This is a genomic window from Burkholderia sp. WP42 (genome assembly GCF_000745665.1).
In the GTDB taxonomy this organism is placed as follows: domain Bacteria; phylum Pseudomonadota; class Gammaproteobacteria; order Burkholderiales; family Burkholderiaceae; genus Burkholderia; species Burkholderia vietnamiensis.
The window spans coordinates 1-25,401 of the sequence record NZ_JQJT01000025.1; the positions used below are offsets into that span (position 1 = coordinate 1).

Below are 25,401 nucleotides of genomic sequence, written 5' to 3' on the forward strand. Positions count from 1 at the left end.
CGTTCGGCTCGTTCGGCTCGTTCGGCTCGTTCGGTGCGTTCGGTGCGTTCGGCGCATTCGGCGCGTTCGACATGATCGGTCGAACCCGGTCAAACCGGGTCAAATCGGCGGGGCATGGGAATACGGTAAAATGCGCGTTTTCCCTCCGCCCTTTTTGGCCCGCGACGTCCCGGCGCTCGCGGGCGGTGCCATTGCGATGCCCGTTATCGGCTCTCACGTTCTGCGCAACAACCTGTTCGTCGCCCCGATGGCCGGCGTCACCGATCGTCCGTTCCGCCAGCTGTGCAAGCGGCTCGGCGCCGGCTACGCGGTGTCCGAAATGGTCGCGTCGAATGCGCAGCTGTGGAAGAGCGCGAAGACGATGCGGCGCGCCAACCACGAGGGCGAAGTCGAGCCGATCGCAGTGCAGATCGCCGGCGCCGATCCGGCGATGATGGCCGAAGCGGCCCGCTACAACGTCGACAACGGCGCGCAGATCATCGACATCAACATGGGCTGCCCGGCGAAGAAGGTCTGCAACGTCGCGGCCGGCTCGGCGCTGCTGCAGAACGAGCCGCTCGTGCAGCGCATCGTCGAGGCCGTCGTCGCGGCGGTCGGCACGGGGCCGGATGCGGTGCCCGTCACGCTGAAGATCCGCACCGGCTGGGATCGCGAACACAAGAACGCGGTCACCGTCGCCCGCCTCGCCGAAGCCGCGGGCATCTCGATGCTGACGGTGCACGGCCGCACGCGCGCCGACCTGTACCACGGCGACGCCGAGTATGAAACCATCGCGGCCGTGAAGGCGGCCGTCGGCATTCCGGTCGTCGCGAACGGCGACATCGCGTCGCCGGCGAAAGCGAAGGCCGTGCTCGACGCCACCGGCGCCGATGCACTGATGATCGGTCGCGCCGCGCAAGGCCGTCCGTGGTTGTTCCGCGAAATCGATCATTTCCTGCAAACCGGCGAGCTGCTGCCGCCGCCGCGCATCGACGAGATCCGGCAGGTGATGAACGAGCACCTGGAAGATCACTACGCGTTCTATGGCGAATTCACCGGAGTCCGTACTGCGCGCAAGCACATCGGCTGGTACACTCGCGGCCTTTCCGGTGCCAACGGGTTCCGGCACAGGATGAACACGCTCGATTCCACCCGCGAGCAGCTCGCCGCCGTCAACGCATTCTTCGACGCGCAAGAGGCGCTGTCGGACCGCCTCGTGTACGTCGACGACGAACCCGAAAACGGCCAGCGCGAGTCGGACGACCATAACCAGTTAGCAGCATGAGCAAGCACAACATCGAACAATGTGTCCGCGAGAGCCTGGACGTGTATTTCCGGGATCTAGACGGCTCCAATCCGCACGACGTCTATGAAATGGTGATGTCCTGCGTCGAAAAGCCGATGCTCGAGGTCGTGCTCGTACAGGCCGGCGGCAACCAGTCGCTCGCCGCGGAGTATCTCGGCATCAATCGCAACACGCTGCGCAAGAAGCTGCAGCAGCACGGCCTGCTGTAGCCGGCCGTCCCGTCCCCGTTTCCCTGGCTATTGGTGGTTCCATCATGATCAAGCAAGCGCTCATTTCCGTTTCCGACAAGACCGGCATCGTCGACTTCGCGAAGTCGCTGTCCGACCTCGGCGTCAAGCTGCTGTCGACCGGCGGCACCGCGAAACTCCTCGCAGACGCCGGCCTGCCCGTGACCGAAGTGGCCGATTACACGGGCTTCCCGGAAATGCTCGATGGGCGCGTGAAGACGCTGCACCCGAAGGTGCACGGCGGCATCCTGGCGCGCCGCGATCTGCCCGAGCACATGCAGGCGCTCGAACAGCACGACATCCCGACGATCGACCTGCTGGTCGTGAACCTGTATCCGTTCGTCGCGACGATTGCGAAGGACGACTGCACGCTCGCCGACGCGATCGAGAACATCGACATCGGTGGCCCGACGATGCTGCGCTCGGCCGCGAAGAACCACCGCGACGTGACCGTCGTCGTCGATCCGGCCGACTACGCGGTCGTGCTCGATGAAATGAAGGCGAACGGCAACGCGATCGGCTACGCGACCAACTTCCGCCTCGCGACGAAGGTGTTCGCGCACACCGCGCAATACGACGGCGCGATCACGAACTACCTGACGAGCCTCACCGACGAGCTGCAGCACGCCTCGCGCAGCACGTATCCGGCCACGCTGAACCTCGCGTTCGACAAGGTGCAGGACCTGCGCTACGGCGAGAACCCGCACCAGAGCGCCGCGTTCTACCGCGATCTGGCCGCACCGGCCGGCGCGCTCGCGAACTACCGCCAGCTGCAGGGCAAGGAACTGTCGTACAACAACATCGCCGATTCCGACGCGGCGTGGGAATGCGTGAAGACGTTCGACGCACCGGCGTGCGTGATCATCAAGCATGCGAACCCGTGCGGCGTCGCGGTCGGCAACGACCCGGCCGACGCATACGCGAAGGCGTTCCAGACCGACCCGACGTCGGCGTTCGGCGGCATCATCGCGTTCAACCGCGAAGTCGACGAGGCAGCCGCGCAAGCCGTCGCGAAGCAGTTCGTCGAAGTGCTGATCGCGCCGTCGTTCTCGGCCGCCGCGCAGCAGGTATTCGCCGCGAAGCAGAACGTTCGCCTGCTCGAGATCGCACTCGGCGACGGCCACAACGCATTCGACCTGAAGCGCGTGGGCGGCGGCCTGCTCGTGCAGTCGCTCGATTCGCGGAACGTGCAGCCGAGCGAGCTGCGCGTCGTCACGAAGCGCCAGCCGAGCGCGAAGGAAATGGACGACCTGCTGTTCGCATGGCGCGTCGCGAAGTACGTGAAGTCGAACGCGATCGTGTTCTGCGGCAACGGCATGACGCTGGGCGTCGGTGCAGGCCAGATGAGCCGCGTCGACTCCGCGCGCATCGCGAGCATCAAGGCGCAGAACGCGGGCCTCACGCTGGCCGGCTCGGCCGTCGCGTCGGATGCGTTCTTCCCGTTCCGCGACGGTCTCGACGTGGTCGTGGCCGCGGGCGCGACCTGCGTGATCCAGCCGGGCGGCTCGATGCGCGACGACGAAGTGATCGCGGCGGCCGACGAACACGGCATCGCGATGGTGCTGACGGGCGTGCGTCACTTCCGTCACTGATCGCTCGCGGCCCGTGTGGCCGCGGCTCGAGAACCCGGCGGCAGCCTGCTCGCCGGGTTTTTTATTGCGCGGCGCCGATGCATGCTGTCGTGCGGCCGGCGCCGCGCACCGTTCGTTGTAGTATCGCTGCATCCCGTCTTTCTCCTCACTCATGCGAATTCTCGGCATCGACCCCGGCCTGCGCGTCACCGGCTTCGGCGTGATCGACGTCAGCGGCCATCGGCTCGCGTATGTCGCGAGCGGCGTGATCCGCACGCCAACCGCCGACCTCGCCACGCGGCTCGGCACGATCTTCCAGGGCGTGTCGACGCTCGTGCGCGAACACGCGCCCGACCAGGCCGCGATCGAACAGGTGTTCGTCAACGTCAACCCGCAGTCGACGCTGCTGCTCGGGCAGGCGCGCGGCGCCGCCATCTGCGGGCTCGTCGCGGGCGGGTTGCCGGTTGCCGAGTACACCGCGTTGCAACTGAAGCAGGCCGTCGTCGGCTACGGCCGCGCTACCAAATCGCAGATGCAGGAGATGGTCACGCGGCTCCTCAATCTGTCGGGCCAGCCGGGCAGCGACGCGGCCGACGCGCTCGGGATGGCGATCTGCCATGCACACAGCGGCAATACGCTCGGCACGATCAGCGGCCTCGCGCCGGCGCTCGCGCGCAAGGGGCTGCGTGTGCGACGCGGGCGGCTCGTCGGCTGACGCGGGCGGCCTCGTCGGTCCGGCGCGCGACACGGCGGATCGTCTCGCACGAAACGTGTGCGTAGTCGCGGTGCGCCGTTTCGCGGGTTTGCCGGTTCGCCATTTCGCCGGCCTTGCGCAACTCGCGCACCTCGCGCAAGCACCCCCGGCACCCTCCCATCGGCATCGCGCCGCAGCTGCGCTACACTCGCGCTTTCTTCCTCGCATCCCGCCATCCATGATCGGTCGCATCGCCGGCATCCTGCTCGAAAAGAACCCGCCTCACCTGCTCGTCGACTGCAACGGCGTCGGCTATGAAATCGACGTGCCGATGAGCACCTTCTACAACCTGCCGCAAACGGGCGAGCGCGTCGTGCTGCTCACGCAGCAGATCGTGCGCGAGGACGCCCACCTCCTGTACGGCTTCCTGACGCCGCAGGAGCGCACGACCTTCCGCGAGCTGCTGAAGATCACCGGCATCGGCGCGCGCATGGCGCTCGCGGTGCTGTCCGGCATGAGCGTGCAGGAGCTCGCGCAAGCCGTGACGATGCAGGACGCCGCCCGTCTCACGCGCCTGCCGGGAATCGGCAAGAAGACCGCCGAACGCCTGCTGCTCGAACTGAAGGGCAAGCTCGGCGCGGACCTCGGTGCGCTCGCCGGCGCCGCGTCGCCGTCCGACCACGCGGCCGACATCCTGAACGCGCTCGTCGCGCTCGGCTATTCCGAAAAGGAAGGCCTCGCGGCGATCAAGAACGTGCCGGCCGGCACCGGCGTGTCCGACGGCATCAAGCTCGCGCTCAAGGCGCTGTCGAAGGCGTAACGGCCGGGCTGTCGGGCTGTCGGGCCGGGCTGTCGGAGCCAGTGTTGCGCCGCCTGGCGGCGCGCGCCAGTCGGCCGTTCGGCCGATTCGGGCGCGCGACGGCGCGCGGTACAATGCCCGCATGATTGAAACCGACAAACTCGCCGCCGAGCGGATCATCGCCGCCACGCCCGCCTCGTCGCACGAGGAGGTGTTCGAACGCGCGCTGCGGCCGCGCCAGCTCGACGATTACGTCGGCCAGGAGAAGGTGCGCGGTCAGCTCGAGATCTTCATCGAGGCCGCGAAACGCCGCTCCGAGCCGCTCGACCACGTGCTGCTGTTCGGCCCGCCGGGCCTCGGCAAGACCACGCTCGCGCACATCATCGCGCGCGAAATGGGCGTGAATCTGCGCCAGACGTCGGGCCCGGTGCTCGAGCGCGCCGGCGACCTCGCCGCGCTGCTGACCAATCTCGAAGCGAACGACGTGCTGTTCATCGACGAGATCCACCGGTTGTCGCCGGTCGTCGAGGAAATCCTGTATCCGGCGCTCGAGGATTACCAGATCGACATCATGATCGGCGAAGGTCCGGCCGCGCGCAGCGTGAAGCTCGATCTGCAGCCGTTCACGCTGGTGGGCGCAACGACGCGCGCGGGGATGCTCACCAATCCGCTGCGCGATCGCTTCGGGATCGTCGCGCGGCTGGAGTTCTACGACGCCGAGCAGCTGTCGCGCATCGTGCGGCGCTCGGCGGCACTGCTGAACGCGCAGATCGACCCGAACGGCGCGCTGGAAATCGCGAAGCGCTCGCGCGGCACGCCGCGGATCGCGAACCGGTTGCTGCGCCGCGTGCGCGACTACGCGGAAGTGAAGGCCGACGGACAGATCACCGCGGCCGTCGCCGATGCCGCGCTCGCGATGCTCGACGTCGATCCGGTCGGCTTCGACCTGATGGACCGCAAGCTGCTCGAAGCCATCCTGCACAAGTTCGACGGCGGCCCGGTCGGCATCGACAACCTCGCGGCCGCGATCGGCGAGGAGCGCGACACGATCGAGGACGTGCTCGAACCGTACCTGATCCAGCAAGGCTTCCTGCAGCGCACGCCGCGCGGGCGCGTCGCGACGCTGCTCACCTACCGCCATTTCGGGCTGTCCGCGCCGGCGGCCGGCAGTGCGGAAGGCAGCATGTGGAACACGCCCGACGGCGCGTAGCCCGCCGCGTCGCTCCCGGCCAACCAGCCATGACCACGCCGCCCCGTCGTCATCCCGCCGCGCCGAGCGCGGGCCCGCGCTGGATCGAGCCGCTGCGCAAGCGGCTCGCGGCCGGCGTCACGCACCTGACGACCGGCAGCGGCGGCCCGTCGATCGACTATTCATCACCGCCCGGCGACCCCGGGCTGTTCGGGCCGGACGCGGTCTGCTGGTGCGTACATGCGGATTTCGCGTCGATGATGACCGGCGGCGTCTCGGCGCTGCTGTTGCAGGCGCTTCATCCGCTCGCGCTGGCGGGCGTCTGGGATCATTCGTCGTTTCGCACCGACATCCTCGGCCGCCTGCGCCGCACGGCGACGTTCATATCGGGCACCACGTTCGGCAATCGCGCGGACGCGCTCGCGCTGATCGAGCGCGTGAAGGCCATTCACACGCGCGTATCGGGCACCGCGCCCGACGGCCGCCCGTACCGCGCCGACGATCCGGCGTTGCTCACGTGGGTGCATGTCGCGGAAGTATCGAGCTTCCTGGCCGCGCATCTGCGCTATGTGAATCCGGCGCTGAGCGGCGAATGTCAGGATCGCTATTACGCGGAAACCGCGCAGATCGCCGAGCGCCTCGGCGCGCAGGCCGTGCCGCGCTCGCGCGCGGAGGTCGCCGCCTATCTCGCGCGCATGCAGCCGGAGCTCGAAGCCGGCCCGCGCACGTTCGAAGTGATCCGCATCCTGCTGAACGCGCCGCTCGCGAAGCCTGCGCTGCGGCCGGCCGCCACGCTGGTGATGCACGCCGGGATCGACCTGTTGCCGCCGTGGGCGCAGCAGATGCTCGGCCTCGCGCGGTTCGCGCCGCTGCGGCGGGCGGTGGTCCGGCCCGGTGTGCGCGCAGTCGCGCCGGTGCTGCGCTGGGCGCTCGTGAACGGCGTATCGAAACGCGCACGGCGCCGCGCCAGCTCAGCGCCGTCGGGCGGCGAGCCGCCTGCGTGACGGTGAGTCGGTAAGTCGCTCAGTAGGTCAGAGTCACCAACGCGCGGCCGGATGCCGGCAACGCACTGACGCCCGCCAACCCGTCACGCCGATGCGACCGCCTCAGAGCACCTTGCGATAGCCGTCGTCGTCGCTCGCGGCGTCGAGGTGCGCCACGTCGGCCCACTGCACGACCTGCGCGCGGCCGTCAGCGTAGTCGACGACGTTGATGCTCGTGTTGAGCAATTGATAGTTGCGCGGCGCCGCGAGGTCGAGACCGTTGGCGAAGCGGTACACGCAGTCGAGCACGCCGCCGTGCGCGACGCACGCGATGCGGCCGCCCGGATGAGCGGCGACGATCGGTTCGAGCGCATGCAGCACGCGATGATAGAACGCGCGCTGCGACTCGCCGCCATCGGGCGCGAAGCCCGGGTCGCGGGTCTGCCATGCGGCGTATGCATCGGGAAACAGCGTCTCGATCTCGGTGCTGTCATGGCCCTGGAACACGCCGTATGCGCGCTCGCGCAGCCCTTCGCGCAACTGGAGCGGCAAGCCGAGCGCGTCGGCAAAGGGCTGCGCGGTCTGTTGCGCCCGCATCAGGTCGCTCGAATAAACGGCGTCGAGGCGCTGCCCCTCGCGCGCTTCGCGCGCAAGCCGCACGGCGAGCCGCTGCGCCTGAGCGAGCCCCGAGTCGGCCAGCGGAATGTCGATGTGGCCCTGGATGCGCTTGATGCGGTTCCAGGCCGTCTCGCCGTGACGGATGAACAGGATCTGCGTGGTCGCCATCGCGGCGCGCCTCCGGGAAAGAATCAGGGCCGCACTTGCAGCCAGAATGTCACGGGGCCGTCGTTGACGAGCGATACCTGCATGTCGGCGCCGAACTCGCCGGTCTCGACGATCGGGTGACGCTCGCGCGCGGCCGCGACGAAGTAATCGAACAGGCGCTTGCCTTCATCGGGCGGCGCGGCCGGCGTGAAGCTCGGCCGCAGCCCGCTGTTGGTGTCGGCCGCCAGCGTGAACTGCGACACGAGCAGCAGGCCGCCCGCGCGGCCCGCGCCGTCGATGTTCGACACCGGCAGGTTCATCTTGCCGGCCGCGTCGCTGAACACGCGATAGCCGAGCAGCTTCGCGAGCAGCTTGTCCGCCGCGGCCTCGGTGTCACCGCGCTCCGCGCAGACCAGCGCGAGCAGGCCCGCGCCGATCTCGCCGGTCGTACGCTCACCGACTTGCACGTCGGCGCGCTTCACGCGCTGGATCAGCGCGATCATGCGGTCAGCGTGACGCGCGCGAAGCGGCGCTTGCCGACCTGCACGACGAACTCGCCGGCGTCGACCTTCAGGCCCTTGTCGGACACGGTCGCGCCGTCGATCTTCACGCCGCCCTGCTCGATGTTGCGCAGCGCTTCGCTCGTCGACGGCACGAGGCCCGCCTGCTTCAGCAACTGGCCGATCGCGAGCGGCGCGCCTGCGAGCGTGACCGACGGGATATCGTCCGGCACGCCGCCCTTCGCGCGGTGATTGAAGTCCTCGAGCGCGCGCTCGGCGTCGGCCTGCGAGTGAAAGCGCGCGACGATTTCCTGCGCGAGCAGCACCTTGAAGTCGCGCGGGTTGCGGCCGCCTTCGGCTTCGCGGCGGAAGCCGGCGATCTCGTCGAGGCTGCGGAACGACAGCAGTTCGAAGTAACGCCACATCAACGTGTCCGAGATGCTCATCAGCTTGCCGAACATGTCGGTCGGCTTCTCGCTGATGCCGACGTAGTTGCCCTTCGACTTCGACATCTTCTCGACGCCGTCGAGCCCTTCGAGCAGCGGCATCGTCAGAATGCACTGCTGTTCCTGGCCGTACTGCTTCTGCAGTTCGCGGCCGACCAGCAGGTTGAACTTCTGGTCGGTGCCGCCGAGCTCGAGGTCGGCGTTCAGCGCGACCGAGTCGTAACCCTGCATCAGCGGGTACAGGAATTCATGGATCGAGATCGGGATGCCGCTCTGGAAGCGTTTCGTGAAGTCCTCGCGTTCGAGGATCCGCGCGACCGTGTAGCGCGACGCGAGCTTGATCATCCCGTCGGCGCCGAGCGGCATCGACCACTCGCTGTTGTAGCGGATCTCGGTCTTGTCGCGGTCGAGCACCAGCGCGGCCTGGTCGAAGTAAGTCTTCGCGTTCGACTCGATCTGCTCGCGCGTGAGCGGCGGGCGCGTCGCGTTGCGGCCGGACGGATCGCCGATCAGCGACGTGAAATCGCCGATCAGGAAGATCACCGTGTGCCCGAGGTCCTGCAGCTGGCGCATCTTGTTCAGCACGACCGTATGGCCGATGTGGATGTCGGGCGCGGTCGGGTCGAGCCCGAGCTTGATGCGCAGCGGCTTGCCGGTGGCCGCGCTGCGCGCGAGCTTCTGCGCGAACTCTTCCTCGATCAGCAGTTCGTCGACACCGCGCTTCGTGACGGCGAGCGCGTGGCGGACTTCGTCGGTGATCGGGAAAACGGGCTTGGAACTGGGTTCGGTGCTCATCGGTGCCAGGAAGAATGTCGCAAAGACAGGGATTTTCCCATAACTTGCGCGCGCATCGCTTAACGACGCGTCAGGTTGCGCGGATAATCAGGTGCGAGGCGCGCGGCACCGGCCCGCGCCGCTCGATCCAGGAGAACCCAACGTGCCGCAACGACACCCGCAACCCGCCCATCCGGCCGACGGCGTCTACTTCGGACTCATGTCGGGAACCAGCATGGACGGCGTCGACGGCGTCGCGGTCCGGTTCGAAACGGGCCGCGCGCCGGTCGTGCTCGCCGAAGCGTTCGTCGGCTTCGCGCAGTCGCTGCGCGACGCGCTGTTCGCGCTGCAGCAGCCGGGCGACGACGAGATCGACCGCGAGTCGGTCGCCGCGAATGCGCTCGTCGCGCGCTATGCGGTGTGCTGCCACGAGTTGCAGCGTACGGCCGGCCTGTCGCGCGACGACGTGCGCGCGATCGGCGTGCACGGCCAGACGGTCCGGCACCGTCCCGAACGCGGCTACACGCGTCAGCTGAACAATCCGGCGCTGCTCGCCGAGCTCACGCATGTCGACGTGATCGCCGACTTCCGCATGCGCGACGTCGCGGCCGGCGGCCACGGCGCGCCGCTGGCGCCGGCGTTTCATGCGACGGTGTTCGGCGCGCCGGGCGACACGCGCGTCGTCTGCAACCTCGGCGGCATCAGCAACATCACGATCCTGCCGGCTGAAGGCAGCGACGTGCGCGGCTTCGACTGCGGGCCGGCGAACGCGTTGATCGACGCATGGGCGACGCGCCACCTCGGCAAGCCGTACGACGACGGCGGCAAGTTCGCCGCGCGCGGCACCGTGCATGCGGCGTTGCTCGACGCGCTGCTGGACGAACCCTATTTCACCGCGCCGCCGCCGAAAAGCACCGGGCGCGACCTGTTCAGCGCGGCGTGGCTCGACGCGAAGCTGGCCGGCTTTGCGCAGGTTGCGCCGGAGGACGTGCAGGCGACGCTGACCGCGCTCACCGCGGTGTCGGTCGCCCGCGAGATCGCACGGCACGCAGCCGGCTGCAAGGCCGTGTTCGTGTGCGGCGGCGGCGCCCGCAATCCCGTGCTACTCGACGCGCTGCGTCGCGCGCTGCAGGAAGCCGGCGTATTAGCCACGGTAGACACGACGGCCGCGCTCGGCGTGCCGCCGCAACAGGTCGAGGCGCTCGCGTTCGCATGGCTCGCGTACCGCTTCACCGCGCGCCTGCCCGGCAATTTGGCCAGCGTGACGGGCGCGGCCGGCGAGCGCGTGCTCGGCGCGCTGTATCCGCGCTGATCCGATGACGCGCGGCGCGCGGACATGAAAAACGGGGCATCAAGCCCCGTTTCTTATTCCGGCGAACCGGACAGGATCCGAGTCGCGCTCAGACCGAGAACGACGAGCCGCAACCGCAGGTGGTCGTGGCGTTCGGGTTCTTGATCACGAACTGCGCGCCGTTGAGGTCGTCCTTGTAGTCGATCTCGGCGCCGACCAGATACTGGTAGCTCATCGAGTCGATCAGGAGCTGGACGCCGTTCTTGTCCATCACGGTGTCGTCCTCGTTGACTTCCTCGTCGAACGTGAAGCCATACTGGAAGCCCGAGCAGCCGCCGCCTTGCACGAACACGCGCAGCTTCAGGTCGGGATTGCCCTCTTCGTCGATCAGTTGCTTGACCTTGTCGGCCGCGGCGTCGGTGAAGACGAACGGGACCGGCATTTCGGCCGTCGTTGCTGCGGATTCGTTAACAGCGTTCATGCGAACTCTCCAAAAAGCTTTAGCCGCTATTGTAGGGCGGATCAGAAGATCGTGCCGATGTCCATGAAATCAATAGGTTCTTGTTGATTTCGGTAAAGCGAACGCCATGGGCACCCGCGTCGAGCGGGCATAAAAAAACCGCCAGCGTGAAAGCTGGCGGTTTTTTCGGCGGACACCGCCCGAAAGCGGCGTGGCCATGAAGCAGAATTAACGCTTCGAGAACTGCTTTGCGCGGCGTGCCTTGCGCAGACCGACCTTCTTACGCTCGACTTCACGCGCATCGCGCGTGACGAAGCCTGCGTTCGACAGCGACGGCTTGAGCGTCGCATCGTAGTCGATCAATGCACGGGTGATGCCGTGACGCACTGCGCCTGCCTGACCCGTTTCACCGCCGCCGTTGACGTTGACCTTGATGTCGAACGTCTGGCCGTGGTTCGTGAGTTCCAGCGGTTGACGCACGATCATCAGCGACGTTTCGCGCGAGAAGTAGTCAGCGATGGGCTTGCCGTTGACGATGATGTCGCCCTTGCCAGCCTTGATGAAGACACGTGCGACTGCGCTCTTGCGGCGGCCCGTACCGTAGTTCCAGTTACCGATCATGTGGGCTCCCCTTAGATCTCGAGCGCCTTCGGCTGTTGAGCCGAGTGCGGATGCGTCGCTTCTGCGTAGACCTTCAGCTTCTTGATCATCGCGTAGCCGAGCGGGCCCTTCGGCAGCATGCCCTTGACCGCCTTCTCGAGCGCACGGCCCGGGAAGCGTTCCTGCATCTTGCCGAACGTCGTTTCATAGATGCCGCCCGGGTAGCCCGAGTGACGGTAGTACTTCTTGTCCAGCGTCTTGTTGCCCGTGACCTTCAACTTGCTCGCGTTGATGATGATGATGAAATCACCAGTGTCGACGTGCGGGGTGAACTCAGGCTTGTGCTTGCCGCGCAGACGGCGTGCCACTTCGCTGGCAACACGGCCGAGAACCTTATCCGTCGCGTCAATCACGTACCATTCGCGCGTCACCTCATGGGCTTTTGCGGAAAACGTCTTCATGATCGATCCAAAAAAAATGCTTTGCCCGATGTGTTCTTCCTGCTTGTCTGAGTGCGCTTCGAGGCGCGGTGCAGGCTCTCCCTGTTCTTTTTCCGTGGGCATGAATGCGGAAAAGCCCTGAATTATAAAGGAAATACCACAGGGCGGTCAAAGAGAATCCGTGGCCCGCGCCGGCGGCGCCCGAAATCGGCGAAAATTCCGGCGTGCCGTGCCGCACCGGGCGATCCGAGCGCCCGGCGGCGCACCCGTCGCGCGTTGCACATGACCTTGCCGCGCGCGACCGGCCGACCACGAAAAAACAACAAGCAAGCATGATGAAACAAGGACTTATGCCCATTTTCGCGGCCGCCCTGCTGGCTGCCGCCGTCCCCGCGAGCGCCGCCCAGCAGGCCTGCGAGGCCAAGCTCGCCGCACTCGACGCGCGCATCGCCGACGCGCGCGAATCCCATACCGAGGAACGCGTCGCCCGCCTGCGCGCGGTGCGCGAGCGCGTACGCCATTTCTGCGCACACGAACAGGGCGACGTTTCGGCCAGCGACGCCCAGGCAACGCCGACGCAGCCGACCAGCACGCCGGCACGGCCGGCGCCGCGGCCGGCGGCGAGGCAGCCCGTCTGATCGGTGTCGAACCGCTGTCGAGCGGGGGCCATAGCGGCCCTGAGCCGGTGTCGAACACCTGTCGAAATAGAACCAATGTCGGCGCGCTCGCCCGCTGCCGAAGCGCCGCCCACCCGCCGCAAAAGCACCGCGGATTCGCCGCTCTCAAAGCGCTTTCAGACCGCGCAACCGGCGCGCCGATGTTTGCATTGGACGAAAAAAAGCCCGAACGTTTGGTTCGGGCTTAATCCACCTTTGGAGGAGGGTGGAGGAGACATTCGGAGGTTGCCGCAGCGCGACAACCAATGGAGCTCATTATACGAATGCCCCTCCGACTTCACAAGAAAATCTGCATTACGAAATCCAAAACCATAATGCGGAATCCAAGGCGCGCACTGGGCCTCATGGATTTCCTCTTTCAAATCAGTTGCATAGCCGAAAACGCCGCGCCAATCGTCCCGCCCCGCCTAGAGTAAAACCCCTAAAGCCAGCAGGGAAATACCAGCCAAATGGCCGACGCGACGCCGCCGAGGCCGGCTCGCCGTTTCGCGTCGTGCAGTGCATCAGCCGACCGTTGCGCAGCGGGCTACAATGCCGGATCGAATCCGAATCAGGCAACGCTGGAGCGCAAGCATGGAATGCAAAGTAAGCTGGATGGGTCAGGACGGGATGGCGTTTTCGGCCCAGACCGGAAGCGGGCACCTCGTCGCGATGGACGGCGCGCCGGAAGGCGGCGGACATAACCTCGCTCCGCGCCCGATGGAAATGGTGCTGGTCGGCACCGGCGGCTGCACTGCGTACGACGTCGTGCTGATCCTGAAGAAGAGCCGCCAGGAAGTCACCGGCTGCTCGGTCACGCTGAAGGCCGAGCGCGCAAGCGAGGACCCGAAGGTGTTCACGAAGGTCCACTTCCACTTCACCGTCACGGGCCGCAACCTGAACCCGGCCACGGTCGAGCGCGCGATCAACCTGTCGCACGACAAATACTGCTCCGCGTCGATCATGATCGCGAAGACGGCCGAGCTCACGCATTCGTTCGACATCGTCGCCGACTAAGCGCGCTGCGCCGACGCAATAAAAAGGGCCGGCGCTCCCGATGGAGCGCCGGCCCTTGTGCATTCGAACGGCAAAGCAGGCCGATAAGCCGGATTCTGTGCACGCCGCACGCCGAAGCGCGCCGCGCGTGGCAGCCATTCCTCTAGGCGCGCCATTGCTGACGCGCTCAAGCTTCCTACCCGCAGACGAGACGGGGGCCCCATCCTGCATCCGAAAATGCGCGCCTGCCTACTTGGAATTGCTCCGGGTGGAGGTTACCGTGCCGGCGAACGTCGCCGTCGCCGCGGTGCGCTCTTACCGCACCGTTTCACCCTTACCTGATCCCGGCTTGCGCCGGGCCATCGGCGGTTTGCTTTCTGTTGCCCTGTTCCGCGTGTCGCCACGGATGGCCGTTAGCCATCACCCTGCCCTGTGGAGTCCGGACTTTCCTCGCCCCCGCCTGCCCGAAGGCGGCGAGGCCGCGACTGCCTGGCCTGCTTTGCGACGCGCATTCTAGCACTGCGCGCCGCCGCCCGCAGCGCGCGCGGCGTCCGTCCGTCGACCGCTGCGGAACACGGCCGGGTCGTCGTAGAACGCCGGCGCGGCGTTCGCGTCGCACCAGCCCGGCACGCCGAGCACCGGCAGCGGCGCGAAATCGCGGCTCGTCAGCGCGCGCGTCGCGAGTTCGTCGGCGATCCGTGCGTCGAGATGCGCGGCGCGGCGCGCGTCGGGCCACGAGAAGTAGTCGTCGCTGACTTCGACGATCCACGCGTGCGCGGTACACGACTTGTACGGCGCCACCAGCTTCTCGAGCAGCGCATGGCCGACGAGGCGCGCCTCGCAGCGCGTACCCCACGCGGCGCGCGAGCTCACCAGCAGACGTTGCCAGTCGAAGCCGCGCAGTGCGTCGGCGAGCGCGCGCTCGGCCGTCACGAACAGCGCCGCATTCTCGTCGAACAGCGTGAGTGCATCGCGCAGCGACCCACGCACCGGCCCGACGCCGCCCGCGGCGTCGATCGCCGCGGCCTGCCGTGCGTTCAGCGCGGCCTTGGTGCGTGGATAGGCGAGCCACACGAGCGCATTGAAGAAGTCGTGAAGATTGTGGCGGGTCGGCACGCGCCCCGTGTCGGCGATGTGGGTTTCGTATGCGACGCCGGGCGGCAGTTCGGCCTGCGGCACGAAGCGCAGCGGCCTGCCGCGCCCGCTCGTGCGTGCGCCGGCCGCGTCGCCCAATGCATCGAGCAAGGCGGCTTCGCCCGCGAGCGCGGCCACCTGCAGCAAACGGCCCGGCTCGTCGTACTGCGCGAGCCACGGCGCGGACCAGTCGATCCGCGCGAATTGCGCCGCCCCGCCGTCGGCCGCGTGAGCGGCGGCGCACGGCGGCGCGACGCTCACGCGAACTTCCAGCCGATCGTCTCGCCGGCGCGCAGCGGCACGACCGGCGTATCGCCCGCGAACACCTCGGTCGGCAGCTCCCAGGTCTCGCGGCGCAGTGTGACCGTGTCGGTGCTGTGCGCCAGGCCGTAGAAATCGGCGCCGAAGCGGCTCGCGAAATTCTCCAGTTTGTCGAGCGCGCCGGCCTGGTCGAACGCTTCCGCATACAGCTCGAGCGCGTGCAGCGCCGTGTAGCAGCCGGCGCAGCCGCAGGCGGTTTCCTTCGCGCCGCGCGCATGCGGCGCGCTGTCGGTGCCGAGGAAGAAGCGCGGGTTGCCGGAGGTCGCCGCTTCGACGAGCGCGACGCGGTGCGTCTCGCGCTTGAGCACGGGCAGGCAGTAGTAATGCGGGCGAATGCCGCCGACGAACAGCGCGTTGCGGCTGTACAGCAGATGCTGCGGCGTGATCGTCGCGCCGAGCAGGCCCGGCGCCGCATCGGCGTCGCGCACGTAGTCGGCCGCATCCTTCGTCGTGATGTGCTCGAACACGACCTTCAGCGCGGGGAAATCGCGGCGCAGCGGCGTCATCACGCGATCGATGAACACCTTCTCGCGATCGAACATGTCGATCGACGGGTCCGTCACCTCGCCGTGCACGAGCAGCGGCATGCCGGTTTCCTGCATCGCCTCGAGCGTCTTCGCGCACTTCGCGAGGTCGCTCACGCCGTGATCCGAGTTCGTCGTCGCGCCGGCCGGATACAGCTTCACGCCGTGCACGAAGCCGCTGTCGCGTGCGCGACGAACTTCGTCGGGCGCCGTGTTGTCGGTCAGGTACAGCGTCATCAGCGGCTCGAACGCGCTGCCGGCCGGCAGCGCGGCCAGGATCCGGTCGCGATAGGCCTGCGCGTGCGCGGTCGTCGTGACGGGCGGCTTCAGGTTCGGCATCACGATCGCGCGCGCGAACTGGCGTGCGGTGTGCGGCAGCACCGCGGCCAGCATGTCGCCGTCGCGCAGGTGCAGATGCAGGTCGTCGGGACGGGCGAGCGTGAGCGTCGCCGGGGAGGAAGCGTTCGAGGCAGTCATAGGAGGCGTCGTGAGGAACGGGCTGGCCATCGAGGATCGGCGGGGCCGGAGCACGCGTGCACGGGCCGACTGACGGCAAACCGCAACACGGGGCCTTGGGCCGGCGGAATCCGCTTTTTACCGCTCGAGGCTCGGTGATATGCTAGGAGCCATATTGTACCGGGGTTCACCCGGTTGGTTACCCTGCTTCCGCCCCCGCCCCAAGTAAAATGTGCCAACTCCTAGGAATGAACTGCGCCGCGCCGACGGACGTCACATTCTCCTTCACTGGTTTCGCGGCCCGGGGCGGCCTCACCGATCACCACGCCGACGGCTGGGGCATCGCGTTCTTCGAGGACAAGGCCTGCCGTCTGTTCATCGATCAGCAGGCCTCGGCCACGTCGCCGATCGCCGAAATGGTGAAGCGCTATCCGATCAAGTCGAAGAACACGATCGCGCATATCCGCAAGGCCACGCAAGGCCATATCCTGCTCGAGAACAGCCACCCCTTCATGCGCGAGCTGTGGGGGCGTCACTGGATCTTCGCGCATAACGGCGATCTGCAGGACTACGAACCCGATCTCGACGGCAGCGTCTACCACCCGGTCGGCACGACCGACAGCGAGAAGGCGTTCTGCGTGCTGATGCAAGGGCTGCGCGAGGCATTCCCCGGCGCACAGCCGCCGCTGCCGGAGCTGTTCGAGCGCGTCAGTGAGTTGACGCGCGACATCACCGATCACGGCGTATTCAACTTCCTGATGTCGAACGGCCAGGCGCTGTTCGCACACTGCTCGACGCGGCTGCACTACATCGTGCGGCGCTGGCCGTTCTCCACCGCGCATCTGGTCGACGAAGACCTGTCGATCGACTTCGCGAAATACACGACGCCCGAAGATCGCGTCGCGGTGATCGCCACGCAGCCGCTGACCGACAACGAAGTCTGGACGTCGTTCGAGCCCGGCGAGCTGATCATGTTCCAGTGCGGCGACGTCGCCGCGCGGACGCGGATTCCGGTGCCGGAGCGCGTGCTCGAGAAGCTGCGCAACCCGGCGCTCGACGCGTCGGCCTCGGCGCCGTGCGGCGGCATGCATCGCGAGGCGCTGGCCGCCGCGGACGACGCCGACGACGCGATCGATTTCTGAGCCGCACGCGCCGCCCTTCCTTCTCCATCTCAGCATGATGAAGCGACCGCGGCCCGGCCGGCCGCGCGACGAGCCATTGCCGAACAACGCGCCGCTCGTTCGCCGGCAATCGGCTTTCGTTTCAATCAAACCACAATGACGCGCGCCAAACCGCGGCGACGCAACATTAACTTGATTTAATCAACGTTCACGCGAAAATAATATATACGCGATAAAACGGAACGCCTTTTAAATCCCCGCCCACCTTCCGGAAGCCATATTCTATCGCAGCGCCATTTTGGAACAGTGCGCCAGCCCACCGTCGAGCGACGGGATTACCCCGCCTCGCACGATATCGCTCAAGCCTTTACCAGAAAGGCTTTCGGTTCGATTCATCACATAATTCAAAAATACCGGACCGAGTCGACATTATCACAACGGCACTCATTTTTTTGATAATCCTTCGCGATTCAGATCAGTAGACTCCGCTCATCCTCGGTATATCGAAAAGCGATTCACGTGACGACGGCAATGCGGCCAATGGCGCGCACGCCGGCTCGAACCATTTTCGGCCGCGGAATGCGCTTTCACCGCGCCGCGGTGGATATCACTTCAAAAAAAGCAAAGAGGGGTTGTCGTGAATCACTCATTTCGATCGATATGGAGCGAAGCCGCCGGCTGCTGGGTCGCGGTTGCGGAGACGGCCCGGGCACGCGGCAAGCGCTCGGGCAGCACATCTGTCGGCACATCGGCCACGAGCCGTCGCGCGAGCCGCGACGCGATCCGGCTGGCGCCGCTGCGCGCCGCGATGGCCGGCGCTGCATTCGCCGCGCTGTCGGCCGGCGCCGCACATGCATCGACCTGCGGCGACGGGTCGGCGGTCGCGAGCGGCGGCAGCTGCACCGTCGGCAGCTTCAGCCCGACCGTGAACGACAACCTGGCCGGGGCGACGACCGTCACGGGCGGCGATACCGTCGCCGCGACCGGCGCATGGACCAGCCAGAACGGCGGCGACGCCGGCTACACGCGCGTCCCGCTCGGCACGACCACGATCGTGACGGGCAATCCCGACCAGCCGCTGGTCTCGCTCGGCGGCAAGACGCAGAGCGTCAGCACGCCCGATTCGATCACCGGCACCCACGCATCGGTTGCGACCTACAATTCGTCCGCGTTCGCCGCATCGACGCTCGGCGCGACCTACGTGCCCCTCTATCACGACGTTGACGGCAACCAGTACCTGAACACGCGGATCGGCACCGTCGAGCGCTCGGGCGGCACACTGAACGTGTCGCTCGGCAACGCGGCGAACGCGCCCGACGCGGCCGGCAACGCGATCACGATCGCGGCGAAGCAGACGGACCTCGCCTTCGCGGACGGCACCGGCACCGCGTCAAGCGTCGTCAACTGGAACTCGCGCAACCAGGTGCTGTTCACGACCGGCGACTACGTCGAGGCCGGCGGCGCGGTGGGCAACCTGCAGCTCGACGTGCCGGCCTACGCGGGCACCTTCACCGCGTTCGACGGCAGCCGCTGGCGCGTCGACGACGCCGCGTCGCTCGCCGCATACAACGACTTTCTCGTACGCTCGGTCCGCAGCGGCGCGCTCGGCTCGCAAGCCGCGTACGACAGCGCGTTCAGCCAGGCCGTCACGTTCTCGAGGCAGAACTTCCAGTACGCGAACGACGTGTCGGCCGGCGACAAGAACACGTTGCCGATCGACCATCTGGCCGCGCTGCACGGCACCGGCGCGAACGCGACGCTGCATATCGGCCGAGACGGCCAGATCGACTTCCGCGGCACCAGCGCGATCGAATCGAGCTCGGCGGTGCTCGCGGAAAACGGCGCGCAGTTCGTCAACGACGGCAGCCTGTCGGGCGACTTCACGCTCGTGCGGCTGCTCACCGGTGCGAGCGGCGTCAACAACGGCGTGATCTCGTCCGGCTACGCGGCCGGCGAGAACTTCGACACCGCCGGCGCCGCGCCGCCCGAGAACTTCGGCTTCCACGCCTACACCGAGGGCAACGGCGTGTACGCGAACGGCGCGGGCACCACGTTCGTGAACAACGGCGTGATGAACGTCGCCGCATGGACGCTCGACGGCAACCGGCCGACCCTGCTCAGCTACGCGATCGCGGCGACCGACGGCGCAACCGCGTCGAACGCCGGCACGCTGAACGTCGGCGTCAACGCAACCACGCTCGACAGCCAGGTGATCGGCGGCCTCGCGGACGGCGGCGCCTTCACCAACGAGGCCGGCGGCACGATCTACGTCGGACGCGCGGCGCAGTACCGGCCGGGCGCGGCGGCGGCCGACGTCGCGCTGTCCGCGCACGGCTACGGCATCCTGCTCGGCGCATCGGGCACGGCCGCGAACCTCGGCTCGATCGTGATCGGCTCGCAGACGCAGAACGGCGCCGCGATGGCGAGCATCGGCTCGTCGTCCGGCACGCTGCGCAACGCCGGCACGATCGTCGTGAACGGTGCGGCGCCCCGCACGCCGCTCGCGAACGTCGGGATGCTCGCGGCCGACACGGCCGCGACCGTGACCAACACCGGCACGATCACGCTGAACGGCGTGAACGGCATCGGCATCATGGTGGTCGGCACCGGCTCGACCGCCACGGCCGCGACGTCGACCGGCACGATCGACGTCGCCGGCGGGCTGGACGCGGCGTCGGACACACGCAATTACGGCGTCTGGGCCGAAGGCCCGCGCGCGAAGGCCACGCTCGACGGCGCGCTCGACCTGACCGGCAATGGCGCGATCGGCGCCCACGCGCGCGCGGGCGCCGCGATCGACGTCGGCGCGAACGCCGTGCCGCGCTTCACGTCCGGTACGAACCAGATCGGCTTCTACGTGTACGGCGCCGGCTCGACGATCAACGTGGCCGCGCAGCGGCTGAGCGTCGATACCGACGACTCGACGCTGTTCCGCATCGCAGCCGGCGCGGCCTACACGGGCGCGTCGGCCGCCGGCACGCTGACGACCGACGTGAACGGCGAGCGCGCGCGCGGCGTGCTCGCGACCGGCGCCGGCACGACGCTGTCGACCGGCTCCGCGACCTACAACGTGCGCGGCGCGAACGGCATCGCGGTGGCGGTCGAGGGCGGCGCACACGGCACGATCGACGCCGGCGCGACGATCAACCTGAACGCGGCGGGCGCCACGGCGGGCGTGGTCGACGGCCAGGCCCACGACCTGGCCGGCGCGAACGCCGGCGCGCCGGTCGCGACGGTGCTCGGCAACGACGCGGCCGTCATGTCGTCGAGCGCCGGCGTGACCGGGTTCGTTGCGCGCAACCTCGGCACGCTGGAGAACCGCAACGCGGTGCTGCTGACCGGCGCCGGCTCGACCGGCGTCGCGATCGGCGCGCTCGGCACGGTCGACAACATGTCGACGATCCGCGTGTCGGACGGCACCGGCGCGCTCGTGCAAGGCGCGTCGGCCGTGCTGAACAACGCGGGCACGATCGGCGCCGACGACGGCGTCGCCGGCGTGCATCTGACCGGCGCGGGCGCGTCGGTCGTGCTGTCGGGCGCGGGCACCATCGTCGCGAACGGGAGCGCGCACGGCGTGCTGATCGACTCGAGCGTCGCGAACGGCGCGCTCGCGGCCGGCGCGACGTCGATCGCGGTGGGCGGCGGCGGCGCCGGCATCGACAACCTCGGTACCAACACGACGATCGTGCTGTCGGGCACGCAGATCGGCACGACCGGCAACGGCGCCGACGGCATCTCGTCGACGGGCGCGGGCACGCGCATCGCGACCGATGCGGCGAGCGTCGTGCGCACCGCGGGCGAAAACGCGCGCGCCATCGTCGTGGCCGGCGCCGATGCGACGCTGGCCGCCGACGGCACCACCGTCTCGACCACCGGCGCCGGCGCGCATGGGCTGGTCGTCGGCGGCGGCGCGACCGCGCTGCTGTCGGGCGCGAAGATCGCGGCGGCGGGCGCGGCAGCCGACGGCGTCGTCGCGCAAAACGGCGGCCGGATCGGCGACACCGGCTCGACGCTCACGAGCGCGGCCGGCAACGGCGCGACCGTCGACGGCGGCGGCGTGCTCGCGCTGACCGGCACGACGCTGCACGGCGCGACGGCCGGCTTGCTGAGCGTCGACTCGCGCGCGAGCGGCGCGACGAGTTCGGTGCTGGTCGACGGCGGTAGCGTCGCGTCGGTCGCCGGCCCGGCGTTCGCCGCGCGCGGCGGCGCGGTCGACATCGCGGTACGCAACGGCACCATCGTGACGGCCGGCAACGGCACGCTGCTCGACCTCGCGAACGGCAGCGTCGCGCGCTTCGACGCTTCGGCCGTGACGCTGGCCGGCGACATCGTGTCGGACGCGTCGAGCACCGGGACCGTGTCGCTGACGAACGGCACGACGCTGACGGGCAAGATCGATCCGGTCGCGCTGAACGTCGACGCGACGAGCGCATGGCGGATCACCGGCAGCTCGGTGCTGAGCAGCCTGAACAACGCGGGCCTGGTCGCATTCGCCGCGCCGTCGGGCGCGCCGACGGCGGCCGGCAGCTACAAGACGCTGACCACCGGCGGCTACGTCGGCAACGGCGGCACGATCGCGCTGAACACCTATCTCGGCGCCGACGCGTCGCCGACCGACCGGCTGATCGTGAACGGCGGCGCCGCAAGCGGCACGACGGCGCTGAAGATCGCGAACACCGCCGGCAGCGGCGCGCAGACGACCGGCGACGGCATTCCGGTGGTGGTCACGGCGAACGGCGGCACGACGGCCGCGTCCGCGTTCCATCTCGCCGGCCCGGTCCAGGCCGGCGCATACGAATACCGGCTCTATCGCGGCGGCCAGCTCGACGCCAACGGCTGGTATCTGCGCTCGCAGCTCGATCCGTCCAACCAGGTCATCGCGGTCGGCCCGCTGACCGCCGGCGGCGGCGCCGGCACGCTCGCGTACCGTCCGGGCGTCGCGGGCTTCGCGATGACGCCGCTCCTGAACGCCGACTACGGCTTCTCGACGCTCGGCAAGCTGCACGAGCGCGTCGGCGACGTGTACAACGTCGACAAGCAGGCGCCCGGCAACCGCGACGGCGTGTGGGGCCGCATCGGCGGACAGAGCTTCGATGCGAACGCGGGCCGCTTCGCGGCCGACGAGCGCACCTTCTTCGCGCAGTTCGGCAAGGACTGGACGCTCGGCCAGGCGCCGGACGGCGGCAGCACGCATGCGGGCGTGACGGCGAGCATCGGCGTGTCGAATGCGAGCTTCAGCGATCCGGCGCGCGCCGATGCGCCGGGCCTGTCGACGTCGACCGGCTCGGTCGAGATGCACGCGCAGAGCGCCGGCGGCTACTGGACTCGCTATCTGACCGACGGCACCTACTTCGACAGCGTCGGGCAGGTCACGCACTACGGCAACCGCTATCGCGACAGCTACGGCAACGACGCATCGCAGAACGGCTTCGGCATCGCGCTGTCGCAGGAAGCCGGCAAGCCGTTCGGCATCGGCGCCACGCCGATCGCGATCGAACCGCAGGCGCAGCTGATGTATCAGTACCTGAAGCTGAACGGATTCAACGACAGCGTGTCGGCGGTGTCGGGCACGACGAGCCACGCGCTGCGCGGACGCCTCGGCGTACGGATGTTCCGGCCGAACCTGGGGGCGAGCGCGTTGGGCGCGGCGACGCCGTATTTCACGGCCGACGTGCTGCACGACTTCCTGTCGCCGGGCCAGACCGTCGTCGGCGGCACGCCGTTCGCGACGCATCTGGGCCGCACGTGGTACGAGCTCGGCCTCGGCGTGACCGCGGCCTTCGGCAAGTCGGGCACGCTGTACGCGAACGTCAAATACGCGCGCAACATCGGCGGCGACTACCGGCGCGGCGTCACCGGCCAGGCCGGCTACCGCTACAGCTGGTAACGCAGGACGCGTCGCGTCGCCCGTGCGCCGCTGCCGTTCGGCGGCAGCGGCCGAAAAAAAACCGCCCGGCGCTGGGCCGGGCGGTTCGTCGAAGCGGCGTGCGCTACACGGGAGCGTTCAGTGGAGGATTTTCGCGAGGAAGTCCTTCGCGCGATCCGACTTCGGATTCGAGAAGAAATCGTCCTTGCGGTCGTCCTCGACGATCGCGCCCTTGTCCATGAAGATCACGCGATGGGCGACCTTCTTCGCGAAGCCCATTTCGTGCGTGACGACCATCATCGTCATCCCTTCCTGCGCGAGTTCGACCATCACGTCGAGCACCTCGTTGATCATTTCCGGATCGAGCGCGGAGGTCGGCTCGTCGAACAGCATCGCGATCGGGTCCATCGACAGCGCGCGCGCGATCGCGACGCGTTGCTGCTGGCCGCCCGACAGCTGGCCCGGAAACTTGTGCGCATGCGCCTTCAGCCCGACGCGATCGAGCAGCTTCAAGCCCTTGTCGGTCGCCTCGTCCTTGCTGCGGCCGAGCACCTTGATCTGCGCGAGCGTCAGGTTCTCGGTGATCGACAGGTGCGGGAACAGCTCGAAATGCTGGAACACCATCCCGACCTTCGAGCGCAGCTTCGACAGGTTCGTCTTCTTGTCGCCGACCGACTGGCCGTTCACGAGGATCTCGCCCTGCTGGAACGGCTCCAGGCCGTTGACCGTCTTGATCAGCGTCGACTTGCCCGAGCCCGACGGCCCGCACACCACGACGACCTCGCCCTTGCTGACCTCGGTCGTGCAATCGGTGAGGACCTGAAACTGGCCGTACCACTTCGAAACGTTCTTGATGGAAATCATCTTGTGACCTTTTTCTGGAGACCTTTGACGAGGGCAGAAGCCAACGAGCAAATCACGAAATAGCATGCGCCGGCGAACAGCACCATCTCGACGGTCGTGCCGTCGCGATCGCCGACGTTCGCGGCCGTGCGGAAGAAGTCCGCGAGACTGATCACGTACACGAGCGACGTGTCCTGGAACAGCACGATCGCCTGCGTGAGCAGCAGCGGCACCATCGCGCGAAACGCCTGCGGCAGGATCACGAGGCGCATCGCCTGCGCGTAGTTCATGCCGAGTGCGAACGCGGCGTTCACCTGCCCGCGCGGCACCGCCTGGATGCCGGCACGAATGATCTCGGAATAATACGCGGCCTCGAACAGCGAGAACGCGACCATCGCCGACGCGAGCCGGATGTCGATCGTCGGCGACAGCCCGAGCACGCCCTGCAGCAGCTGCGGCACGATCAGGAAGAACCACAGCAGCACCATCACGAGCGGGATCGAGCGGAACACCGTCACGTAGCCCTTCGCGAACCATGCGAGCGGCTTCACGCCGGACAGCCGCATCAGCGCCAGCAGCGTGCCCCAGACGATGCCGATGACGATCGCGATCAGCGTGATCTTGAACGTGACGATCGCCCCCGTCCACAGCGTCGGTATCGCGCCGGGAATACTACTCCAGTCGAACTGATGCATCACTTGCCTCCGATGTAGCCGGGCAGCCGCGTGCGGCCTTCGATCCAGCGCATGAACGCCATCACGACGAGGTTGATGACCACGTACGCGAGCGTCACCGCGATGAACGACTCGTAGGTCTGCGCGGTGTAGTCGACCAGCTGGCGCGCCTGCGCGGACAGGTCGAGCAGGCCTATCGTCGATGCGACCGCCGAGTTCTTGAAGATGTTCAGGAACTCCGACGTGAGCGGCGGCACGATGATCCGGTACGCGACCGGCAGCAACACGTAGCGGTACGTCTGCCATTGCGTGAAGCCCATCGCGAGGCCGGCCGCACGCTGGCCCTTCGGCAGCGCGTTGATGCCCGAGCGCACCTGCTCGCACACGCGTGCGCCGGTGAACAGCCCGAGACAGACGATCGACGCGGTGAAGAACTGCGTGCCGGGCGGCAGCTGCTTGATCCAGGTGCCAATCGACGCGGGCAGCAGCTCCGGCACGACCAGATACCAGACGAAGAACTGCACGATCAGCGGGATGTTGCGGAAGATCGACACGTAGACGGTGCCGAGCGCGGCGAGCCATTTGTTCGGCACGGTGCGCAGCACGCCGAACAGCGAACCGACGATCAGCGCGATGACCCAGGCGACCAGCGACACTTCGATCGTCACCCAGAAGCCGGACATCAGCCATCCGAAGTAAGTCGTCGGCTCGCCGGTCGAGACGGGGCTCAGGAAGACGCCCCAGTTCCAGTGGTAAGACATGGGCAAGACTCCAGCAAAAAGAAAC

The 25,401-nt window shown here is 67.8% G+C and carries 23 protein-coding genes, 1 other RNA gene and 1 pseudogene; 12 read left to right on the plus strand and 13 right to left on the minus strand.

All coding sequences use genetic code 11. The features are described 5' to 3' along the window. Window positions 1-217 (minus strand): hypothetical protein (locus EX20_RS32915; RefSeq protein ID WP_220389342.1); only part of this gene is annotated, 217 nt, incomplete at its 3' end. Here EX20_RS32915 and dusB point away from each other — a divergent pair. The 7 genes from dusB (at window position 197) to EX20_RS16715 (ending at window position 6,769) form a co-directional block, all read left to right on the plus strand. Beyond that, window positions 197-1,264, plus strand: coding sequence for a tRNA dihydrouridine synthase DusB (gene dusB / locus EX20_RS16685; protein ID WP_011883294.1), 1,068 nt, complete (start codon window positions 197-199; stop codon window positions 1,262-1,264). The two genes, EX20_RS32915 and dusB, sit on opposite strands and share 21 nt — an antisense overlap. After that, window positions 1,261-1,494 carry a Fis family transcriptional regulator gene (locus EX20_RS16690; protein WP_006476892.1) on the plus strand — a complete coding sequence of 78 codons (234 nt, stop codon included), beginning with the start codon at window positions 1,261-1,263 and terminating at the stop codon, window positions 1,492-1,494. The genes dusB and EX20_RS16690 overlap by 4 nt, the downstream gene beginning before the upstream one ends. Window positions 1,495-1,538: 44 nt before the next feature. Continuing rightward, the gene (gene purH, locus EX20_RS16695; protein WP_011883293.1) at window positions 1,539-3,104 is read left to right on the plus strand and encodes a bifunctional phosphoribosylaminoimidazolecarboxamide formyltransferase/IMP cyclohydrolase; all 1,566 of its coding nucleotides are present in this window, start codon (window positions 1,539-1,541) and stop codon (window positions 3,102-3,104) included. A 151-nt stretch (window positions 3,105-3,255) separates the two neighbouring features. Next, window positions 3,256-3,798 carry a crossover junction endodeoxyribonuclease RuvC gene (ruvC, locus tag EX20_RS16700; protein ID WP_011883292.1) on the plus strand — a complete coding sequence of 181 codons (543 nt, stop codon included), beginning with the start codon at window positions 3,256-3,258 and terminating at the stop codon, window positions 3,796-3,798. A gap of 217 nt (window positions 3,799-4,015) precedes the next feature. Continuing rightward, the gene (ruvA, locus tag EX20_RS16705) at window positions 4,016-4,597 is read left to right on the plus strand and encodes a Holliday junction branch migration protein RuvA (RefSeq protein WP_011883291.1); all 582 of its coding nucleotides are present in this window, start codon (window positions 4,016-4,018) and stop codon (window positions 4,595-4,597) included. Window positions 4,598-4,718: 121 nt separating this feature from the next. Next, complete coding sequence (gene ruvB / locus EX20_RS16710) at window positions 4,719-5,786, plus strand: Holliday junction branch migration DNA helicase RuvB (protein WP_011883290.1); 1,068 nt, start codon at window positions 4,719-4,721, stop codon at window positions 5,784-5,786. Between the two features lie 29 nt (window positions 5,787-5,815). After that, entirely contained in the window at window positions 5,816-6,769 is a 954-nt protein-coding gene (locus tag EX20_RS16715; RefSeq protein ID WP_034194150.1) for an oxygenase MpaB family protein, read from the plus strand. Between the two features lie 102 nt (window positions 6,770-6,871). Here the strand turns inward: EX20_RS16715 and EX20_RS16720 are convergent, their stop codons facing one another. The 3 genes from EX20_RS16720 to tyrS are packed head-to-tail and all read right to left on the minus strand — an operon-like array spanning window position 6,872 to window position 9,254. Continuing rightward, window positions 6,872-7,534 carry a histidine phosphatase family protein gene (locus EX20_RS16720; RefSeq protein ID WP_034194151.1) on the minus strand — a complete coding sequence of 221 codons (663 nt, stop codon included), beginning with the start codon at window positions 7,532-7,534 and terminating at the stop codon, window positions 6,872-6,874. A gap of 23 nt (window positions 7,535-7,557) precedes the next feature. Continuing rightward, window positions 7,558-8,016, minus strand: coding sequence for a D-aminoacyl-tRNA deacylase (gene dtd, locus EX20_RS16725; RefSeq protein ID WP_034194152.1), 459 nt, complete (start codon window positions 8,014-8,016; stop codon window positions 7,558-7,560). Then, window positions 8,013-9,254: a tyrosine--tRNA ligase gene (tyrS, locus tag EX20_RS16730; protein ID WP_011883286.1), complete on the minus strand. Its 1,242-nt coding sequence runs from the start codon at window positions 9,252-9,254 to the stop codon at window positions 8,013-8,015. Before tyrS ends, dtd begins: the two co-directional genes overlap by 4 nt. 181 nt (window positions 9,255-9,435) lie before the next feature. Here tyrS and EX20_RS16735 point away from each other — a divergent pair. After that, window positions 9,436-10,545, plus strand: a pseudogene (locus tag EX20_RS16735) (anhydro-N-acetylmuramic acid kinase); the annotation flags it as partial. An 88-nt stretch (window positions 10,546-10,633) separates the two neighbouring features. Here the strand turns inward: EX20_RS16735 and erpA are convergent. The 3 genes from erpA to rplM all read right to left on the minus strand — a co-directional run bounded on the left by erpA (window position 10,634) and on the right by rplM (window position 12,045). Then, window positions 10,634-11,005: an iron-sulfur cluster insertion protein ErpA gene (gene erpA / locus EX20_RS16740; protein ID WP_011883284.1), complete on the minus strand. Its 372-nt coding sequence runs from the start codon at window positions 11,003-11,005 to the stop codon at window positions 10,634-10,636. A 207-nt stretch (window positions 11,006-11,212) separates the two neighbouring features. Next, a complete protein-coding gene (gene rpsI / locus EX20_RS16745) occupies window positions 11,213-11,605 on the minus strand; it encodes a 30S ribosomal protein S9 (protein ID WP_011883283.1) in 393 nt (130 codons plus the stop codon). 11 nt (window positions 11,606-11,616) lie between these two features. After that, window positions 11,617-12,045, minus strand: a complete 429-nt coding sequence (rplM, locus tag EX20_RS16750; protein WP_009687896.1) for a 50S ribosomal protein L13 — start codon at window positions 12,043-12,045, stop codon at window positions 11,617-11,619. 311 nt (window positions 12,046-12,356) lie between these two features. On the opposite strand from rplM, the gene EX20_RS16755 reads away from it, so the two are divergent. Both EX20_RS16755 and EX20_RS16760 read left to right on the plus strand, forming a co-directional pair. Further along, on the plus strand, window positions 12,357-12,662 hold the full coding sequence (locus EX20_RS16755; RefSeq protein ID WP_011883282.1) for a DUF1090 family protein: 306 nt from the start codon (window positions 12,357-12,359) through the stop codon (window positions 12,660-12,662). A 570-nt stretch (window positions 12,663-13,232) separates the two neighbouring features. Next, the gene (locus EX20_RS16760; RefSeq protein ID WP_072465471.1) at window positions 13,233-13,697 is read left to right on the plus strand and encodes an OsmC family protein; all 465 of its coding nucleotides are present in this window, start codon (window positions 13,233-13,235) and stop codon (window positions 13,695-13,697) included. Between the two features lie 68 nt (window positions 13,698-13,765). Here EX20_RS16760 and rnpB read toward each other — a convergent pair. The 3 genes from rnpB to pyrC form a co-directional block, all read right to left on the minus strand. Further along, window positions 13,766-14,177, minus strand: an RNA gene (gene rnpB, locus EX20_RS29910) — RNase P RNA component class A. A 12-nt stretch (window positions 14,178-14,189) separates the two neighbouring features. After that, on the minus strand, window positions 14,190-15,071 hold the full coding sequence (locus EX20_RS16765; RefSeq protein ID WP_014722450.1) for a DUF3025 domain-containing protein: 882 nt from the start codon (window positions 15,069-15,071) through the stop codon (window positions 14,190-14,192). After that, window positions 15,068-16,132 carry a dihydroorotase gene (gene pyrC, locus EX20_RS16770; RefSeq protein ID WP_034194154.1) on the minus strand — a complete coding sequence of 355 codons (1,065 nt, stop codon included), beginning with the start codon at window positions 16,130-16,132 and terminating at the stop codon, window positions 15,068-15,070. The genes EX20_RS16765 and pyrC overlap by 4 nt, the downstream gene beginning before the upstream one ends. Window positions 16,133-16,341: 209 nt before the next feature. Between pyrC and EX20_RS16775 the strand changes: the two genes are divergently transcribed. Both EX20_RS16775 and EX20_RS16780 read left to right on the plus strand, forming a co-directional pair. After that, complete coding sequence (locus EX20_RS16775) at window positions 16,342-17,253, plus strand: class II glutamine amidotransferase (RefSeq protein ID WP_034194155.1); 912 nt, start codon at window positions 16,342-16,344, stop codon at window positions 17,251-17,253. 616 nt (window positions 17,254-17,869) lie between these two features. Then, window positions 17,870-23,119 carry an autotransporter outer membrane beta-barrel domain-containing protein gene (locus EX20_RS16780; RefSeq protein ID WP_034194156.1) on the plus strand — a complete coding sequence of 1,750 codons (5,250 nt, stop codon included), beginning with the start codon at window positions 17,870-17,872 and terminating at the stop codon, window positions 23,117-23,119. A gap of 117 nt (window positions 23,120-23,236) precedes the next feature. Here the strand turns inward: EX20_RS16780 and EX20_RS16785 are convergent, their stop codons facing one another. Genes EX20_RS16785 through EX20_RS16795 form a run of 3 tightly spaced genes read right to left on the minus strand, consistent with a single transcriptional unit; the run spans window position 23,237 to window position 25,376 of the window. Next, a complete protein-coding gene (locus EX20_RS16785) occupies window positions 23,237-23,962 on the minus strand; it encodes an amino acid ABC transporter ATP-binding protein (protein WP_011883277.1) in 726 nt (241 codons plus the stop codon). Further along, window positions 23,959-24,636, minus strand: a complete 678-nt coding sequence (gene gltK / locus EX20_RS16790; RefSeq protein WP_011883276.1) for a glutamate/aspartate ABC transporter permease GltK — start codon at window positions 24,634-24,636, stop codon at window positions 23,959-23,961. Before gltK ends, EX20_RS16785 begins: the two co-directional genes overlap by 4 nt. Beyond that, entirely contained in the window at window positions 24,636-25,376 is a 741-nt protein-coding gene (locus tag EX20_RS16795) for an amino acid ABC transporter permease (RefSeq protein ID WP_011883275.1), read from the minus strand. The genes gltK and EX20_RS16795 overlap by 1 nt, the downstream gene beginning before the upstream one ends. Window positions 25,377-25,401 lie beyond the last annotated feature (25 nt).